Source organism: Alicyclobacillus vulcanalis (assembly GCF_900156755.1).
Lineage (GTDB): Bacteria > Bacillota > Bacilli > Alicyclobacillales > Alicyclobacillaceae > Alicyclobacillus > Alicyclobacillus vulcanalis.
Genome location: NZ_FTOO01000010.1, coordinates 97,384 through 114,563, shown reverse-complemented (window position 1 = coordinate 114,563; position 17,180 = coordinate 97,384). Strand labels below are relative to the sequence as shown.

Sequence of the window (17,180 nt, the reverse complement as noted above, 5' to 3'; positions counted from 1 at the left end):
CTCGCACCTAGGAGAAGGAGGGATACACGTTTTGACATCGGACCTCCACGAGTTGCCCATCGAGGCCGCGCTGCCGGGCGATCCGATTCGCGCCGCCATCCGCCAGAGCCTCAGCGAGCGCGGCTGGCCCGACATGTGCGTGCCCCAGGCGCTCGGCCAGTTTCTCACCCAGCTCGCCATGAGCGCAAGCGCTGCGCTCGAAATCGGCACCTACGCGGGCTACAGCGCCATCTGCATCGCCCGCGGACTGCCCTCGGGCGCGCGCCTCGTCACGCTGGAATCCCGGCCGGAACACGCGCAACTCGCCGAGCACCACATCGCAGCCGCGGGCTTCGGCCACTGCGTCGAGGTGGTCCTCGGCGACGCCGCCGATACGCTTCTTCGCCTTCGGCGAGAAGGACAAAGGTTCGATCTCGCCTTTATCGACGCCCATAAGCCCAGCTACCCGCGCTATCTCGACCTCGCGCTCGAGCTGATGCGGCCCGGCGGCTTCCTGGTCTTCGACAACGCCTTCGGGCGAAACCGCGTGTTCGATCCGTCCGCGACCAGCCCGACGCCCGTGGCGCTGCGCGAACTTCACCGCAAGCTGTTCGCGGAGCCGCGGCTCGTGAGCACCCTCTTGCCGATGTTCGACGGCGTGGCCGTGGCCCGCGTGCGGCCGTGATCGGCGCTACCTGCGGTTGCGGCGCGCGTTTTGCCACGACTCCTGCCACGGTTGCACGCGCACGACGCGCGCTCGGCGGGCGAGACGCGATCGCCTCCGTCGCTGGAAGTGCAGCGCAGCCGCCGCGAGGAGAGCGAGCGCCGCTCCGGCCGGCGCCACCAGCCGCGGCCAGGCGATGGGCTTAGGCTCTGGCTCGTACGGCCTGGCCACCACCAGAGGAACGGAGCCGAGCCGCTCGTTCGTCGCCGCGTCCACGAGCGTCATCTCCCCGACGCGGGTTCCCTTGGCGAGGGGCTCGTCGGGCGCACGCAGGCTGACGCGCTCCACCACGTCCAGCGGGTGACCCAAGGGCACCGTCGCGAGCACCGGCTCCGCCGTCACGACGGGGTCTTCGCCCTCTTTGCCCGTCAAAACCCCGGCGCGATGGCCCTCGGGGAGAATGCGCTGCGTCGCATAGTGGGCGAAAGCGTAGTTGAGCAGGTTCGTGGCGTCGTCGCGGATCTCGGCGTCCGTGGGGCAATCCATCAAGACCGCCAGAAAGGTCGTGCCCCCGCGCGTGGCCGCCACGACGAGCGTCTCGTGCGCCACGCTTGTAAAGCCGGTCTTCACCCCTATCGCGCCGGGATACGTGAACAGCATGCGGTTCAAATTCGTGAGATTCGCCTGCCAGGCCGTCCCCTTCCATTCAAACGAGCGGGTGTCCACCATCGCGCGGAATTCCGGAATCTGCATCGCAGCCCGCGCAATCAGGGCCATATCGTACGCGGTGGTCACATGGTGCGGGTCCGGCAATCCACTGGGATTCACAAAGTGCGTGTGCGTCGCGCCGAGATCGCGCGCCGCCTGATTCATCATCTCCGCAAAATGGGACACACTTCCGCCATATCGCTCGGCGATCTCGACGGCGGCATCGTTGGCCGAATCGACGAGCAGGCCGTAGAGCAGGTCTTTGAGCGTGGCCTTCTCCCCGACGCGCATGTACAGCTTGTCCGGAGGCTGTCTCACGGCGTCTGCGGACGCCGTGAGCACGTCGTTCAAGTGGCCGAGGCGAAGCGCAAGAAGTGCGGTCATGATCTTCGTGATGCTGGCAGGATAGTGAAGGGCGTCTGGCGCTTTGGCGTAGACCACAGCGCCCGTGTCCATGTCCATGACCACGGCGGCCTGCGACAGGATGGAGGGCCAGCGCTCGGGATTCTCGCCCTCCACATACGGGATGGGGCCTGGTTCGAGATTCAAGACGTCTTCGCGAGGAATGAGCGACTCGGTCGCAGCGCTCACAGAGGTCGCGGTGTCCGCCCGGAGGTCTGGCTGCGGGACGCTCAAGGCGACGGCGGCAACCAGGCCGACGCAGCCCAGGCGGAGAAAACGAGATGTCATGCGACCGAGCCACCTCCAGCGTTTGAGTTCCCATGTCAACGCAATGCTCGCACATCGCGCGCTCTAATCCCCTAGTTTAGAGGTTGTCCAGGGGCTTTGGCTAGTGCCGCATTTGACCATTCACGGGTCAAAAAAAGCCCGTCGGCGCTCTACGCAACCAACGGGCGTCCTGCGAAACGCTCAGTGTGCCGTCCGCTCGCGGCCCAGTTCGAGCGCTTTGGCGCTCGCCGCCGGAATGAGCGGCGGAACGGACTGAAACGCGACAAACAGCAGCGAAACAAACAGCCCCGACACGATGGACACGTGCAACAGGAACGCCTGGATGCTCACGTGCGAGGCGATGAGATACACGCCTGAGAACGCCTGGAGTACAACAAACACCAGGGCGAACAAGGCGCCGCGGAACAAATCCGGACGTTCCCTCCTGAACCGCGCGGTCCAGCTCACCAGCGCGATCATCCAAAGGACGAGAAACAGAGCAAAAGAACGGTGGACCCAATCGAGGAACAGGGGCTCGTGCACGCTGAAGGCGCCACCGGGCTCCGTGGGAATCAAGAGTCCGCGAAACGAGTCGCCAGCGCCGCGCGACGAGATATACGCCCCGATGTACATGTCGAGATAGAGAATTGGGACACCGAGCCACGCGAACCAGCGAAAAGGACCGCTCGGCGCCGGATCGCGCAGGGGCAGCTTCACGCCTGTCGCCAAGTACTCCCCATACACGCGCTCGGCGCGCCGGACGTAGATGGCCAACAAGACCGTGCTGGCAAAGGCTAAAAGCGAGACACCAAAGTGCGTCGCAATGACCGAGGGCGGTTCGTTGTACACCACCGCGAGTCCGCCAAGCACCGCCTCGAGGAGGACGAAGAAGATGCTCAGGCCGACAAACAGCTGGATTTCACGCCAGCCGCGATAGCGCAGAAGCGAGCCCACGGCTGAGAGCAAGAGCAGCAGCGTGAGGATGGGCACGCCCACGCGGTGCATGAACTCGATGAACATGCTGAGCGAGTTCTCGAGCGCCTGGAGGCTCGGAATGACCTGGCCATTGCACATGAACCACTCGTGCCCACAGCCAAAGGCAGAACCCGTGTAGGCGTCGAGAAAGCCAATGCCGTTCACGATAAAGTTTTGCACCGCCGCGAGAATCGCCACGACGAACACGAAGGCGCCAAACGCTCGGCTTCTGACCATCTCTTCTCACCTCCCCGCACAGCGCCTCAACGTCACGCGACGATCGACTTGAACGTCATGATCCAGATGGAGCCGCCGACGACGCAGAACACGATGAACAAGCCAAAGTAGATGGCCGGGACTTGCCAGGCGCGATCGTCGCTCTCCGTGAAGTGCATGAACATGTAGAGCTGCACGAGCAACTGCCCGACGCCGAGGATGACGATGATGCTGATGACCAACGCGGGCGGCTGATGCGTGGCGAGCGCCAGCCAGAACGCGATGGCGGTCAGCACCAGGGACAAAAACAGGCCGAGGACGTGCTTCCAGGGGAAGCCTTCCTCGCGGTGGAACTTATGTTCCTTCGCTTCCACGTCAGATCACCTTCCCGGTGAGGTATACGACCGTAAAGATGAAAATCCAGACGGCGTCGAGGAAGTGCCAGTAGATGCTCCACAGGAACACCTTGCGCGCGGTCACAGGCGTGATCCCCCGGCGCAGCAGCTGGATGACAAGCAGCGTCACCCATAAGAGACCAACCGTCACGTGGCTTCCGTGCGTGCCGACCAGGATGTAGAACGCCGAGAGGAACCCGCTGCGCTGCAGCGTAGCGCCGATGCCGACGTCGTGGATGAACTCGCTCACCTCAAAGCCTAAGAAGACGAGGCCGAGCGCCATGGTGACCAGGATCCAGCCGATCACGGCATTTCGATGGCCGCGCCGCATCTCGTACGTGGCGAGACCGCACGTGAAGGACGAGAACAACAGGGCGATGGTCTCAATCGTGAAACCCGTGACATCAAACAGCTGCTGCGACGTCGGCCCGCCGGCCACACGGCCGTGCATGACGATGTACGTCGCGAACAGGCTGGAGAACAGGATCATGTCCTGGCCAAGGAAGAGCCAGAAGCCGGTAATGCGCAGGCTGTTTTCTTCCTCGTGGTACTCGAGCGGAACGTTGGGGTCCACGGGGTGGTGTCCCCCGTGAACCGCCGTGTTCGCATTCGACATGCCTTACAACCTCCCCGCCGCGGCCTCGGTCTTTTCGATCTCCTCGACCGGGATGTAGTGCGAGTCGTTATACTCGAACGAACGCTGCGCCATGCAGATGAGCACGCCGACAAACCCGACAATCGTCAAGATCCACCACTGGAACACGAAGCCGGCGCCCATGATGAAGAAGAGCGCGCTCATGATGAACGGACGGCCCGAGTTGTTCGGCATGTGAATCGGCCGGAACGGCACGCCCTTCGGCCCGTTGATGGACTCGCCGCTCTGCTTCATCAGCCACCAGGCGTCGCGGCCCTTGACCGTCGGAATGACAGCGAAGTTGTAGTGCGGCGCCGGCGACGTCGTCGCCCACTCCAGCGTGCGGCCGTCCCACGGATCGCCCGTCAGGTCGCGCTCGCCGTAGCGCGCGCTCCACAAGATGTTGTAGACGAAGATGATGAACGCAGCACCCATCATAAACGCGCCGATGGTCGAGATCAGGTTGACGACGCCCCAGCCGTAGCCCGCCGGGTACGTGTACATGCGCCGCGTCATCCCCATGAAGCCGAGGAAGAACTGCGGGAAGAAACAGATGTTGAACCCGACCATGAACGTCCAGAAGTGCCAGCGCCCGAGCTTCTCGTTGAGCAACACGCCAAACATCTTCGGCCACCAGTAGTACAGGCCGGAGAACACACCGAACACCGTGCCACCGATGAGCGTGTAGTGGAAGTGGGCAATCAGGAAGTACGAGTTGTGATACTGGTAGTCTGCCGGGGGCACGGCCAGCATCACGCCTGTCAGACCGCCGATGAGGAAGTTGGGAATCACGCCCAAGCTCCACAGCATCGCGGTCTTAAACTCCAACCGCCCCTTGTGCATGGTGAAAATCCAGTTGAACACCTTGACGCCCGTCGGGATGGCGATGGCCATCGTCGACACGCCGAAGAACGAGTTGACGCCCGGGCCCGCGCCCATCGTGAAGAAGTGGTGCACCCAGGTCACGAAGCTCAGGATGGCAATGGCCACCATGGAGACGACCATCGCGGAATACCCGAAAATCCGCTTGTGCGAAAACGTGCTGATCACTTCGGACATCAATCCGAAGATAGGCAAGATGACGATGTACACCTCTGGGTGTCCCCAGAACCAGAACAGGTTCACGTACTGCATGGGCGCGCCGCCGCCGTTGACGGTGAAGAAGTGCGACCCGAAGTCGCGGTCAATCAGCAGCAACGCCAGCGCAACGGCGAGCACCGGGAACGCGAACAGGATGATCACCGACGTCACGAAGACGGACCAGGTGAACATCGGCAGCCGCATGAACGTCATGCCCGGCGCACGCATGCGAAGGATGGTCACCAAGAAGTTGATGCCGGTCGCGATGGTACCAATACCGGTGATGGACAGGGCCACCAGGTAGTAGTTCTCGCCCGGGCCCGGGTCAAATTGGTTCTCGACGTAGGGCGGATAGCTGGTCCAGCCGCCATCCGGAGAACCGCCGACGACGAACGACAGGTTGAAAAGAAGTGCCGCAAAGAAGAACAGCCAGAACGAAATGGCGTTCAGGTACGGGAATGCGACGTCGCGACAACCGATCTGAAGCGGCACAGCGACGTTGAAGAACCCGATGATGGCCGGCATCGCCATGAACAGGATCATGATGGTGCCGTGCGTGGTGAAGATCTGATCATAGTGGTCTGCACTCAGGAAGTGCATGTTGGGCCAAGCCAGCTGCGCGCGCATGAGGAGGCCGTCCGTGCCTCCGCGGAACAGCATGAGAATGGCCGCAATCATGTACATGATGCCGATCTTCTTGTGATCCACAGTCGTCAGCCATTCGTCCCAAAGCCACTTCCACAAGCGGAACTTGGTCAGGACGACGACGATGCCGAGCGACGCACAAATGATCAAGAAGTCGGACAGCCAAATGAGCGGACCTTCGTCGAGCATGAAGAAATGTACGGCCCAATTGACCACTCCGTGCATGCTCGCTTCCCCTTTCATCCCTGAATTCGCGTCTGCGAACGAGCTTACTGTGGCGTCGTCGACGAGAAGGTCAGCTTGCCGATGAGACCGGGTTTACTGATCTGAGCCTGCGCCTGCTGCGTCAACTTCGGCGCGGTCTGCTGCACGCTCTTCACCCAGTTTTCGAAGTCCGTCGGCGAAAGCGCGTTGACCGTGAACGTCATGTGCGCGAACCCGCGACCATTGTACTGCGCGCCGCGCCCCAGATAGCTGCCCGGGTGATCCGCCTCAAGCCACAACCGAAGATCCATGTGCGGCATGGTGAACTCCATGCCTCCGAGCGCAGGGACCCAGAACGTGTTCATCGGGCCGCTCGAGGTCAACTGGAAGTTCACCGGCACGCCAGCCGGGATATCCACGTAGTTGACCGTCTCGATGTTCTGCGCCGGATATTTGAAGACCCACTTCCACTGTTCCGAAATCACATCGATGGTGATGGATTTCCCGACCACTTTGGCCGTCGCGGCTTCCACCTTGGGCGGATACACCAGCTTGTACGTCACGGCGACCGTCGGAATGGCGAGCGCAATGACGACCAAGATCGGAATGACGGTCCAGAGCGTCTCGAGCTTGGCGTTGCCCTCGATTTCCGGCGGTACATAGTCCGCGTTGTCTGGCCGCGCGCGATACTTGATGATCACCCAGAAAAACAGGATGAACACCGCCAAGACGACAAGCAGCATCAAGATGAACGAGTAAATAATAAGGTAGTACTCACTCCGAGCCACCGGCCCCTGCGGGCTGAGAACCGGCCAATACTTTGGGCTGTCGCATCCCGTGAGGGCGAGTACGGTAAACCCAATGAGCGCGATCAGTCCTCCCACTCGACGCCCTTTTGGCTTCATCGTCGCTTTCGTCTCCCTTCTTTCCCTGTCTGTTGCGAAACTTCCGCGGCGCCCCCCGTATGCAGACGACGATCGACAACGAAACCATCCGACCGGAAAATCCGCACGCATCGCAGTCTGCGGGCCCTCGCAGTGCGCTCCATCGCCAAGTCGATGATACCACTTGGCCCGACATATTTCGCGGAGCGACGGGCTGGACAATATGACGATTTTGAAAAACGTTCAATAAGCAAAACATGCGTCTCGCGATAAGCGAGCCCGGCCTCGTCGTCTCCGCGTCACGGCGCATGAATCCCGCAACCTAGTATTGCTTGTGGGCAGGCAATTTAAACCATGCTACAATGACCTTGTCGCGCCCGCTCAGGTACCGACGGACGCGCCTGAATCCTTCCAAAGGGCGGGAAGCTCGATGGATCTCGTGAACACATTCGCCGATCTCGTGGACATCCTCTCCAAGGACTATGGCGTGCCGGACATTGTGCTCGAGACGTCCACGGTGCTCTTTATCCTTGAATCGCCGCACATCCAGGAGCTGAAACACGGGGCGCCCGTGGCCGGATCGTCCGGTGCCACGATGTCGCGTCACATCTTTGGGCCGGAGTACGGCCACCTGCCGCTCGGCCGAATGGTCAAGAAAAACGCGGAGATGGGCGCGAAACGGCCGCGCCTCTCCGCGATTGGCCTTATCAACGTGTGCAACATTCCTCTGCAGCAAGCGGCGTACCCGCGCGACATTCAGGCCCGATACGCGGACTGGTTCAAGGCGATGAACGCGGTCCGCACGCAAAATCAAAAGATGTCCTTCGCGGACCCGCTCGAACAAGACATTCAGTCCTATCTCGCGATGCACTTGCGCAAGAAGCTGCAAAGCTACCGCGGGCAGTCGCTGACCTTCGTGCCGTGCGGGCGATTTGCGCAAAAGTTCTTCGCACTGGCGGACGTCGACGACGAAAAGTGGACGGTGATCGACGGCGTCCCGCACCCCTCGTACAACAGCTGGGACCGCGCGCAGTACGCGCGTGCCGTGGAACGGGTCGTCGAGGCCGTGGGCCGCGCGGGGGCAGATCTCGCCGTGGCGCTGGAATCAAACGGGCCGCGCGGCGCGTAACACGCGCTTCATCATCTCGGCAGCCGGATAGCCGACATCGTCGTACCGCCTGCACGCCGCTTCGACATCGTACGGGACGCGGCGATGTTCCACGCGGCACTGGTCTTGATCCACGTGAACCACCAGGTACGAGGCCTGGGGAATGCCGTCAAACGGCATGCCGACGCTGCCGAGGTTTGCGATGATCCGTTCACCAAGCGTGCGCACGTACGGCAGATGGATGTGCCCGTACAGATACAGGCGCGCGTCATGCCCCGCCATCAGGAGCCGCTCGGCGTCGGCGTCCGAGGCGTCCGGCGCGACGATCGGGAACGGATCGTACGGCGTCGCATGAAACGCGAGCCAGCGGCCGAAGGGGGCCTCTTCGAGCAGGAGAAGCGGCAGGTTGGCCAGGTAGCGAAGCTCGTCCGGCGTAAGCAGGCTCCGCACAAACACCGCCTCCTCGTCCATGGTGGCGCGCCGCTCTTCGGGCGCCTCACCCGGGCGCACGCCCCTCAACACCCACTCGTCCGCATTGCCGCGAATGACGCCATCCGCCACGTCCGCCACCTTCTCCACGCACGCCTTCGGCGCGTACCCGCGGAAGGCGAGATCGCCGAGGACATAGACGCGGTCACACCCGACGCTTCGCACGTCGGCGATCACGGCGTCAAGCGCCAGTTCATTTCCATGCACATCGGAGAAAAATGCGATCCGCATGGGGACTCCCCTTCCCACCGTACCGTAGTCAAGACCATTGTACGGGTTTCCATGAGGGCGATCACGCCCGCCCACTCACAGCCAGCCCATCTCGTCGGCCTTGCGTATCGCTTCGTGCCGGCTGTCGCACCCAAGTTTCGCCAAGGCCCCAGACAGGTAATTGCGAACGGTGCCTTCCGAGAGAAACAGCCGCTTGGCCATCTCCCGCGTCGAGAGCCCCTCGCGCGCGAGCCGGAGCACGTCCACCTCGCGCGGCGTCAGCGGGTTGTCCGTCTCCATTGCCGCGAGCATGAGGGCCGGATCGAAGATGCGTTGACCTGCGACGATGGCGCGCAGGTGCGCGGCGAGCTCCTCCACCTTGCCGTCCTTCAACAGGTAGCCGTGCACGCCAATTTGAAGTGCACGCCGGAGATACCCGGGGCGCGCAAAGGTGGTCAGCAGGACGACGCCCAAGCCAGGCACGTCGCGCAACATGCGCTCGGCCGCCTCAAGACCGCTCAACTTGGGCATCTCGATGTCGACGAGCGCAAGTTGAGGCTTGACCGCCCGCGCCTGCACCACGGCCTCCTCGCCGTCGTTCGCGACGGCGACCACGTCGAAGTCCCCTTCGAGGGTGAGGAGCGTCGCGAGCGCGTCGGAGACGAGGCCCTGATCTTCCGCCAACAAGACGCGTATCATGACAAGCCCTCCCGCAGGCTGACTGGAACGGGCGCCTCCAAGACCACCACCCAGCCGGGATCGAACGACGGCCAACCTCGCGTCCGGCGATTCCACGCGGCGCGGTCCCAGCACTCGCACGTCCCGCCGATCTGGGCCATGCGCGCGCGCATCCCGGGAATGCCGCTTCCCCCAGGATGTCTGCCGCACTCCGCCTGCCCCGCGCCGTCGTCGGCGACGGCCAGAACCAAACCTTCCGATGTTCGCCAGGCGCGAATGGCGCAGCGCCCCGCGCCACTGTGCCGGACGACGTTCGTCACCGCCTCGCGCAGGCCCATCGCAAAGGCGTGCTCCGCGTCGCGCGGCAGCGCTCCCCACTCGCACGTCATGTTCGCCTCGATGCCTGCCGCCGCGAGCACTTCTTCCGCGGCGCGCCACGCATCCTGCCAGCTCAACGCGCGCATATCCGCCACGTAGGCGCGCACCGATTCGAGCGTCGCCCGACTCACCCGCTCAATCTGGTCGATCTCGGCGCGAGCGCGCGCAATGTCGCCCGTGCGCTCGAGCATACGCGCCGCGACCTGGGCCTTCAGCGTGATGAGCGACAATTGGTGCCCGAGGAGATCGTGCAAATCGCGGCCAATGCGCATGCGCTCCTCGGCCTGGCTGAGGCGCGCGACCTCGCTCTGCGTGGCCTCCAGGCGCGCGTTGGTCTCGGCCAATTTATCCCACGCGCGCATCATGAAGATGAGGATGCTGCCGCCAAACAGCGATCCGGCGAGGAGATAGCCGAAGCCCGTCGGAAAGGCCGCGCCCTCCGCGCGCAGCGCGGCGACGAGAAGCGCCACGCTGATGCAGAGCACGGCGAAGAGAGCCGCGGTCCGCCGCCGCGGCCCGTAAAGGATGGTGGCCGCGGGGTAAAACAGGAGATACACGTAGTCCAGGCTGAAATGGGCCATCATAAACAGGAGAATGGCGAGCTGGCCGCCGAACGCGGCGATGCGCCATCGGCTCGATGCCGGCGTGACAAACGCGACGACGTAACACGCCCCAAAGGCGGCCAAGCAGGCAACGCCGATGGCCATCTCTCCGGCACCAAGCCCGAACAAAAAGGAAGCGGGGTACACCAGCTGAAGCAGAAAGAAGATCATCGTCTCCATCGCTCCGTGGCGAAGCCTTCGCCTCATGACCACAGCCTCCTCACGCGTTTCCCCCGAGCCTTTCCCTCAGGAGACAGAGCGAACCTCGCGCGGCCGGGTGGATAACCAGGCGCTAAGCCCTACGAACACGACAAAATAGGCGAACAGGACCGCGATATCCGCCCAGTGCACCGTTCGGAGCCCGACGACCGACCAGGCGATGTCCGCCAGACGGTAGGTCGGCATGAACAGCGCCAGGTGATGGAAGAACGGAGGCAACACCTGAATCGGAATCCACAGGCCGCCCGCGATGGAGATGAGAAAGTAGACGATGCTGGCCAAAATCTGCGCGGCCTCGCGCCCGCCCACGTGGCCGACAAGCATGCCGAGCGCGGTGAAGACGAGCGCGCCAAAGGTGGTCGCGAGCCCGCACGTCAGCCACTGGCCGATGGACATGTGGACGTGTTCGACAAACGCCCCGACGCAGAACATGATGCCCACGGCGATCGCGTTGACGACTACGTTGGCGGCGATTTTCGTCGTCACGGCTTGCAGACTGGGCCGCGGCGTCGTGAGCATCCAGCTCGCCCATCCCTGCGTCCGCTCGATGGCCACGCGCACCGCGTTGCCGTTGAGGCCCGTGCCCACCACGCCAAAGACGGACATGGAGATCAGGAAGTATTCGGCCCAATCCATGCCACCCATGTGCGTGTCGCGGCCGTACAAATGCACGTACAAAAGGTAGAAGCCGACAGGGAACAGCAACGTGAAGATGAAGTATCGGCGGTTGCGCACGTTGCGCAGCACCTCGATGCGCCACTCCAGCAGCCAAGCGTTCATCGGCGAGCACTCCCTTCCTCGAGGCCCCGGTCCAAGTCCGTCAGCGCCACAAACGCGTCCTCGAGCGCACCCTGAGAGACTTCGAACGAGGAGGCGTCGAGATCGCGCAGAATGATGGCACGCAGCACGTCATCGGGCCGATCCGTCTGGATGCGCACGTGCCGCCCGCTGTAGCGCACGTCGCGGACGTGGGGCAGCGCGGCGATCTGCTCCTTCGTGCAGCGCGGGCCGGCCACGAAGCTGACGAATCGGTTTCCCGCCTGCGCCTTGATGTCGGCCAGGCTCCCATCCGCGATGACCCGGCCCTGCTTGAGCAAGATGACGCGATCGGCGACGGACTCGGCCTCTTCGAGGTGGTGCGTGGTGAGCAACAGGGTGCGGCCGCCGTCGTGGACAAAGTTGCGGAGGCTGTTCCAGAACGCGCGCCGCGACTCGACGTCCATGCCCGTGGTCGGCTCGTCCATCACGAGGAGCGATGGATTGCCCGCCATGGCGAGCGCAAACTGGAGCCTGCGCTGTTCCCCTCCGGACAGTTTGACGGCCTCTCGATCCGCCAGGTGCTCGATGCCCGCCATGCGAAGCAGGTGCGGAGCGGAAACCGGCTCGCGATAGAAGCTGCGGAACCACTCGACGAGTTCCTTGACCTTCACGTTTTGCGGCAGCGTGACGTGCTGTAACATCACGCCGAGGCGCTCTCGGGCAGCGGGATGGCGCGGGGGATGGCCGAACAGGTGCACGGCGCCTTCGGTCGGCCGAGACAGGCCGAGGATCATGGAGATGAGCGTCGTTTTGCCGGCCCCGTTTGGGCCGAGCAAAGCCACAATGGTGCCTGGCTGGACGTGAAAGGTGACATCGTCCACCGCCCGGACCGACTGAAACCGCTTGGACACGTGCTCCACCGAAATGGCGGCTGACACCAACCGAAATCGCCTCCTCAGGGGTGATGATTTCATCGTACGGGTTCGGTGGTCTTAGGGCTAGTGGGGGTTGTCATCGGACCGATATGACAACTGTCACGCCGCGGCGCGCCGCGTGCTCCTCGCGCGGGTGATGCGCTTTGCGGCGCAGGCTGCCATGCGCGCCGTTTCGGAATGCGTTATCATGAGGACATCCATCGACCCGCACGCAGAAGGCGAGGGAAATCGAATGCGGGTGCGCCACCCATCGACGGGCGTTCGGCCCCATTTTGACGACGAGGACGACGATTTGCTGCTCGAGATGGCGGAAGACTTGCCGGGCCTAAGCGCCGAGGAGCCCCCGCAAGAAGGCCGGCCGCGCGCGGATGCGGCCAACGGCGAAGCCGCTTCTCCCGGCGCCTAAGGGAGCGCCTCCGCATGCCCCACCTGGTCGTCGTGAAACAGGCGCTCAATCTCGCCCAGAGCCCCTTCGTGCGCGAGCACGAGCAGATGATCGCCCTCCCGGATGCGCGTGCCACCGCGCGGCACCACGGCCTTCCCGCCCCGCACCACGGCGTAGCACAGAGCGCCCGGGGGAAAGGCGAGATCGCGCAGTCGCTTCCCGGCGCTTGGCGATCCCGGCGTCACCTCAACCGGCACCATGACAGCCGCTTCGCGCGCGATGGCGAGCAGTTCGCACAGCGACTCGGGCGGCGTGGCCTGGACAAGCCCGAGTCGCTCGGCCAGCCAGTTCGCGCTGGTGCCCTGAAGCAGCGCGGAGACGATCACGACGAAAAACACCACTTCCACGAGCGCGATGTAGCCCTGCACGTGCGCCTCGACGGCGAACAGGACGAGCACGATGGGCGCGGCGCCGCGCAGGCCGGCCCACGCGATGAACCAGCGCTCGTCGGCGCTCATCCGAAACGGCAAGGTCGACAGCCAGACGGCCGCCGGCCGAGCCACAAAGATGGCGCCCAGTGCGAAGAGCAGCCCAGGCACGGCGACGTCGGCGAAGTCGCGCGGCACGAGGAAAAATCCCAGCGCCACAAACATGACAATCTGCACAATCCAGGCGAGACCCTCGTGAAAGCGCAGCACGGCGACGCGCTCGCGAATCTCCCCGCCCGCCATCGCGACGCCCGTCAGGTACACGGCGAGGAAGCCGCTGCCCTCGAGCAGCTGCGCGACGCCGAACGATAAAAGCGCGACGGCGAGCGTCACCGCCGGATACAGTCCCGGCGCGTCGAGCCGAGCCGCCGCGATGAGCCGGCGGCCCAAAAGCCCGATGACCCATCCGACGCAGAGCCCAATCCCCATTTGCGCCACGAATAAGCCGATCACGTCCAGCGGGCGAAGCCCACGCCCACCCGCCTGGGCGAGATCGATCAGCACCGTCATGAGGAAAAACGTCATGGGGTCGTTGGTGCCCGATTCCACCTCGAGCACGTCGGCCAGGCGCGCCTTGAGGGACGTGTTGCCAAGCACGCTGAACACGCTCGCGGCATCCGTGGAACTGGCCGCCACGCCGAGCATCGCGCAGGACAGCCACGGCAGCCGCAGCACGGCGTGCGCCAGCGCGGTCATGATGGCGCTCTGGGCGAGCACGCCGACGGTGGCCAGGGAGATGGACGGCCAGAAGGCCCTGCGGACGCGCGCGGGCGTGGTGTGAAAGCCGCCGTCAAACAGGATCATCGCAAGCGCGAAGGAACTCAGGTTGGTCGCCACGTCCGGCGAGATGGCGGTCAAGAGATCCGGGTCGATCGCGGCGATGCCGCAGCCGAGCGCCACGAAGCCCACCATGGCCGGAAGGCCGACCCGGCTGTGGGCGCTCGCGATCAACACGCCCGAGAGCAGCACAACCGCGACGACGACGCTCGCGACGCTGACCGTGCTCATCCGCGTTCCACCTGTTGCCGCGCTTGAATGCGCTCGTTCAGGCGCCGCAACAGGCTGAGGAACACGCGCCGCTCTTCGTCCGTCCAGTCACCCACCAGCTCGCGATACAGCTCCAAGCGCGACGCGCGGGTGGCCTCGAGCGCCTCCACCCCCGCCTCCGTGATGGTCAAGCGAAGCTGGCGCTTGTCCCCCTCGTCGCGCTCCTTCGCAATCCAGCCTGCCTCGACGAGCGGCGCGATCTGCCGGCTGATCGTGGAGATATCCAGGAGAAACCGCGCGGCCAGTTGACCCGCCGTGAGCTCCCCCTCCTCGCGCAGCGCCAGCAAAATCAGATAGGCCGAGCGATCGATCTCCCGGTGCCTGCGCCACGACTGGCGCGCGCCTTCCAGCCGCCGAGCGAAAATCGCCATTTCGCGCTCCAGCGCCTCCAACGATGCCCGCGAGTCCATGTTCCCCTGATCCATGTCCGCCTCCTTGAGGTCCTGCACGCAGGTCCTGCACGAAATTTGAGCGCTCCACATTCACGCAGGTGCATTCTCGACACGATAGTTGTATAATACAATAGTTGTGTGCACTTCACTTCTCGAGTCCCTTAACAACCCTTCACATCCCACAGCTTGACCTAGGTTCGTGCTAGGAGAGGAGGAATTCCCGTGTCCGCGCAACCGGATGTCGCACAGGAGTTCGATCACGCCGAGTCGAACATCTTGCGCCAACCCGCTCCCGTGTGGGCGGTCGCCTTCGCCTGCGTCGTCGCCTTCATGGGACTCGGGCTGGTTGATCCAATTTTACCCGCGATCTCGGCGCAACTCCACGCCACCAAGGCGCAAACGGAGCTCTTGTTCACCAGTTATATGCTTGTCACCGGCTGCATGATGGTCTTCACCGGTTTCATTTCCACCCGCATCGGCCCCAAGTACACCCTGCTCTGCGGGCTCGCGCTCATCATCGTGTTCTCGTTTTTGGCCGGGCGCTCGCACAGCGTCGGCCAAATCGTCGGCTTCCGCGGCGGATGGGGACTGGGTAACGCCATGTTCATCGCCACCGCGCTCTCCGTCATCGTCTCGTCGGCGCGCGGCACGGCGGCCAGCGCCATCATCCTGTACGAGGCCGCGCTCGGGCTCGGCATTTCCGTCGGACCCCTGCTCGGCGGAACGCTCGGCCAGCACAGCTGGCGGTACCCGTTCTACGGCGTCGCCACGCTGATGGCCATCGGCTTTGTGGCTGTCCTGCTCTTCCTTCGAGGTGTGCCGAAACCTGCGCACCGTGCCTCGATCGCAGCGCCATTTCGCGCGCTCGGCCATCTGAGCCTGCTGACGCTCGGCTTGACGAGCCTGTTTTACAACTTCGGCTTCTTCACCCTGCTCGGCTACGGCCCGTATCCGCTGCACATGTCGGCCATCGGCATCGGCTACACGTATTTCGGATGGGGCATTCTCCTCGCCATCACGTCCGTCTTCGTGGCGCCCTGGCTGGCGGAGAAGTTCGGGATCCTGCCCGTCATGTACACCATCCTGGCCCTGTTTGCGCTCGACCTGTTGGTCATGGGCCTGGCGGTCCATTCGCGGTGGACGCTCGTCGTCTGCATCATCCTTGCGGGCGCGTTCCTCGGCGTGAACAACACCATCATTACGACGGCCGTCATGCAAGCCGCGCCCGTCGAACGGCCCACCGCGTCGGCAGCGTACAGCTTCGTGCGTTTCGTGGGCGGCGCCGTGGCACCCTGGCTCGCCGGCAAGCTGAGCGACGCCGTCGGACCTGCCATGCCGTTTTTCATCGGATGCCTAGGCGTGGTGGTGGCCATCATGGTACTGTGGATGGGACGAAACAAGTTGCGCCACATCGAGTACGTGGCCCACTGACAGGGCAGAGGATGAACCCTATGGAGCTGTATTTTCTCGGCACGGGCGCCGGGGCCCCCTCCCGGCGCCGCAACGTCTCCGCCATCGCCCTTCGGCTGACCCGCAACGACAGCACCGTCTGGCTGTTTGACTGCGGCGAGGGGACGCAACACCGGATGTTCGACGCGCCGTTTGGCCCCAATCGCGTCGATTGCATTTTCATCACCCATCTCCACGGCGATCACATCTTCGGCCTGCCCGGCCTCATCAGCACGAGATCGTTTCCAGAACACGTCGATCCGCTCCACCTGTACGGGCCGCCCGGCATCCGGGCGTTTGTGCAGGCCGCCATCACCGCGAGTCAAACCCATTTGAACTACGACATCCATTACCACGAATGGCCGTCGCCGAATCCCGAACCGGTGCGCGAAGGCCTGTACACCATTCGCGCCATGCTTCTCGATCACGCCGTACCGTCCTACGGCTACCGCATCGAGGAGGCGCCCTTCCCGGGCCGCCTGCACGCCGACCGCCTGCAAAGCGACGGCATACCGCCGGGCCCGCTCTGGGCCGAGCTCAAGTCGGGCAAAGACGTCACGCTCCCTGGCGGGAAAACGCTCTCTGCCGCGGACTACGTCGATCCGCCCGAGTCAGGGCGGGTGATTGCCATCCTGGGCGACACGAGGCCTTGCCCAGCCGCCGTGGAGCTTTCCCGCGGGGCGGACTGCTTGGTCCATGAAGCGACTTTTCTCAGCGAACACGCCCATCTCGCGACAGCCTTCTTCCACAGCACGGCGCGCCAAGCTGCCGAAATTGCGCGGGAGGCCGGCGTGAAGACGCTCATCCTGACCCATATCAGCGCGCGCTATGAACGGGCCGAGGAAGAGGAAATCCTCGAGGAGGCGCGGGCGGTCTTCCCGAACACGCTGCTCGCGCACGATGGCATGGTCTACCCCGTCGCGCGCAGGCGAACGCTCTGACGGCCGACCCTCGCGGTGCGGCCGCTTGACATTTCGGCCCAGGCATT

General features: G+C 64.0%; 18 protein-coding genes. 5 read left to right on the top strand and 13 right to left on the bottom strand.

The features are described 5' to 3' along the window. Positions 1-31: 31 nt before the first annotated feature. On the top strand, positions 32-664 hold the full coding sequence (locus BW934_RS11760) for an O-methyltransferase (protein ID WP_084182590.1): 633 nt from the start codon (positions 32-34) through the stop codon (positions 662-664). 6 nt (positions 665-670) lie between these two features. On the opposite strand, the gene BW934_RS11755 is transcribed toward BW934_RS11760, so the two are convergent. The 6 genes from BW934_RS11755 to BW934_RS11730 all read right to left on the bottom strand — a co-directional run bounded on the left by BW934_RS11755 (position 671) and on the right by BW934_RS11730 (position 7,074). Then, a complete protein-coding gene (locus BW934_RS11755) occupies positions 671-2,041 on the bottom strand; it encodes a D-alanyl-D-alanine carboxypeptidase family protein (protein WP_076348323.1) in 1,371 nt (456 codons plus the stop codon). A gap of 180 nt (positions 2,042-2,221) precedes the next feature. Next, on the bottom strand, positions 2,222-3,232 hold the full coding sequence (locus BW934_RS11750; RefSeq protein WP_076348321.1) for a COX15/CtaA family protein: 1,011 nt from the start codon (positions 3,230-3,232) through the stop codon (positions 2,222-2,224). Between the two features lie 32 nt (positions 3,233-3,264). Then, a complete protein-coding gene (gene qoxD, locus BW934_RS11745) occupies positions 3,265-3,585 on the bottom strand; it encodes a cytochrome aa3 quinol oxidase subunit IV (RefSeq protein WP_076348319.1) in 321 nt (106 codons plus the stop codon). A gap of 1 nt (position 3,586) precedes the next feature. Further along, on the bottom strand, positions 3,587-4,222 hold the full coding sequence (locus tag BW934_RS11740) for a cytochrome (ubi)quinol oxidase subunit III (protein WP_076348317.1): 636 nt from the start codon (positions 4,220-4,222) through the stop codon (positions 3,587-3,589). Positions 4,223-4,225: 3 nt separating this feature from the next. Then, entirely contained in the window at positions 4,226-6,190 is a 1,965-nt protein-coding gene (locus tag BW934_RS11735) for a cbb3-type cytochrome c oxidase subunit I (RefSeq protein ID WP_076348315.1), read from the bottom strand. 44 nt (positions 6,191-6,234) lie between these two features. After that, positions 6,235-7,074 (bottom strand): cytochrome c oxidase subunit II, encoded by an 840-nt coding sequence (locus BW934_RS11730; protein ID WP_076348313.1) that lies wholly within the window; start codon positions 7,072-7,074, stop codon positions 6,235-6,237. Positions 7,075-7,483: 409 nt separating this feature from the next. On the opposite strand from BW934_RS11730, the gene BW934_RS11725 reads away from it, so the two are divergent. Then, positions 7,484-8,182 (top strand): uracil-DNA glycosylase family protein, encoded by a 699-nt coding sequence (locus BW934_RS11725; protein WP_076348311.1) that lies wholly within the window; start codon positions 7,484-7,486, stop codon positions 8,180-8,182. Here the strand turns inward: BW934_RS11725 and BW934_RS11720 are convergent. From BW934_RS11720 to BW934_RS11700, 5 genes are all read right to left on the bottom strand, one after another. Beyond that, entirely contained in the window at positions 8,159-8,881 is a 723-nt protein-coding gene (locus tag BW934_RS11720) for a metallophosphoesterase family protein (protein ID WP_076348309.1), read from the bottom strand. The genes BW934_RS11725 and BW934_RS11720 overlap by 24 nt on opposite strands. Before the next feature lie 75 nt (positions 8,882-8,956). Next, on the bottom strand, positions 8,957-9,559 hold the full coding sequence (locus BW934_RS11715) for a response regulator transcription factor (RefSeq protein WP_076348307.1): 603 nt from the start codon (positions 9,557-9,559) through the stop codon (positions 8,957-8,959). Beyond that, on the bottom strand, positions 9,556-10,725 hold the full coding sequence (locus BW934_RS11710; protein WP_076348305.1) for a sensor histidine kinase: 1,170 nt from the start codon (positions 10,723-10,725) through the stop codon (positions 9,556-9,558). The genes BW934_RS11715 and BW934_RS11710 overlap by 4 nt, the downstream gene beginning before the upstream one ends. 39 nt (positions 10,726-10,764) lie before the next feature. Continuing rightward, positions 10,765-11,517 carry an ABC transporter permease gene (locus BW934_RS11705; RefSeq protein WP_076348303.1) on the bottom strand — a complete coding sequence of 251 codons (753 nt, stop codon included), beginning with the start codon at positions 11,515-11,517 and terminating at the stop codon, positions 10,765-10,767. Then, entirely contained in the window at positions 11,514-12,434 is a 921-nt protein-coding gene (locus tag BW934_RS11700; RefSeq protein WP_234969767.1) for an ABC transporter ATP-binding protein, read from the bottom strand. The genes BW934_RS11705 and BW934_RS11700 overlap by 4 nt, the downstream gene beginning before the upstream one ends. 70 nt (positions 12,435-12,504) lie before the next feature. Here BW934_RS11700 and BW934_RS11695 point away from each other — a divergent pair, with 70 nt between their 5' ends. Continuing rightward, positions 12,505-12,837, top strand: a complete 333-nt coding sequence (locus tag BW934_RS11695) for a hypothetical protein (protein WP_076348299.1) — start codon at positions 12,505-12,507, stop codon at positions 12,835-12,837. On the opposite strand, the gene BW934_RS11690 is transcribed toward BW934_RS11695, so the two are convergent. Together BW934_RS11690 and BW934_RS11685 are read right to left on the bottom strand one after the other, a co-directional pair. Further along, positions 12,834-14,312, bottom strand: a complete 1,479-nt coding sequence (locus tag BW934_RS11690; RefSeq protein WP_076348297.1) for a potassium/proton antiporter — start codon at positions 14,310-14,312, stop codon at positions 12,834-12,836. The two genes, BW934_RS11695 and BW934_RS11690, sit on opposite strands and share 4 nt — an antisense overlap. Beyond that, a complete protein-coding gene (locus tag BW934_RS11685; RefSeq protein WP_076348295.1) occupies positions 14,309-14,776 on the bottom strand; it encodes a MarR family winged helix-turn-helix transcriptional regulator in 468 nt (155 codons plus the stop codon). The genes BW934_RS11690 and BW934_RS11685 overlap by 4 nt, the downstream gene beginning before the upstream one ends. A gap of 189 nt (positions 14,777-14,965) precedes the next feature. Between BW934_RS11685 and BW934_RS11680 the strand changes: the two genes are divergently transcribed. Together BW934_RS11680 and rnz are read left to right on the top strand one after the other, a co-directional pair. Beyond that, entirely contained in the window at positions 14,966-16,174 is a 1,209-nt protein-coding gene (locus tag BW934_RS11680; RefSeq protein ID WP_076348293.1) for an MFS transporter, read from the top strand. 20 nt (positions 16,175-16,194) lie between these two features. Next, a complete protein-coding gene (gene rnz, locus BW934_RS11675; RefSeq protein WP_076348291.1) occupies positions 16,195-17,133 on the top strand; it encodes a ribonuclease Z in 939 nt (312 codons plus the stop codon). Positions 17,134-17,180 lie beyond the last annotated feature (47 nt).

Bases quoted from the DNA above. Each gene is read 5' to 3' on its own strand.
- BW934_RS11755 (WP_076348323.1), bottom strand. From the start codon at position 2,041: ATGACATCTCGTTTTCTCCGCCTGGGCTGCGTCGGCCTGGTTGCCGCC.
- BW934_RS11750 (WP_076348321.1), bottom strand. From the start codon at position 3,232: ATGGTCAGAAGCCGAGCGTTTGGCGCCTTCGTGTTCGTCGTGGCGATT.
- BW934_RS11740 (WP_076348317.1), bottom strand. From the start codon at position 4,222: ATGTCGAATGCGAACACGGCGGTTCACGGGGGACACCACCCCGTGGAC.
- BW934_RS11735 (WP_076348315.1), bottom strand. From the start codon at position 6,190: ATGCACGGAGTGGTCAATTGGGCCGTACATTTCTTCATGCTCGACGAA.
- BW934_RS11730 (WP_076348313.1), bottom strand. From the start codon at position 7,074: ATGAAGCCAAAAGGGCGTCGAGTGGGAGGACTGATCGCGCTCATTGGG.
- BW934_RS11725 (WP_076348311.1), top strand. From the start codon at position 7,484: ATGGATCTCGTGAACACATTCGCCGATCTCGTGGACATCCTCTCCAAG.
- BW934_RS11720 (WP_076348309.1), bottom strand. From the start codon at position 8,881: ATGCGGATCGCATTTTTCTCCGATGTGCATGGAAATGAACTGGCGCTT.
- BW934_RS11715 (WP_076348307.1), bottom strand. From the start codon at position 9,559: ATGATACGCGTCTTGTTGGCGGAAGATCAGGGCCTCGTCTCCGACGCG.
- BW934_RS11710 (WP_076348305.1), bottom strand. From the start codon at position 10,725: ATGAGGCGAAGGCTTCGCCACGGAGCGATGGAGACGATGATCTTCTTT.
- BW934_RS11705 (WP_076348303.1), bottom strand. From the start codon at position 11,517: ATGAACGCTTGGCTGCTGGAGTGGCGCATCGAGGTGCTGCGCAACGTG.
- BW934_RS11690 (WP_076348297.1), bottom strand. From the start codon at position 14,312: ATGAGCACGGTCAGCGTCGCGAGCGTCGTCGTCGCGGTTGTGCTGCTC.
- BW934_RS11685 (WP_076348295.1), bottom strand. From the start codon at position 14,776: ATGGATCAGGGGAACATGGACTCGCGGGCATCGTTGGAGGCGCTGGAG.
- rnz (WP_076348291.1), top strand. From the start codon at position 16,195: ATGGAGCTGTATTTTCTCGGCACGGGCGCCGGGGCCCCCTCCCGGCGC.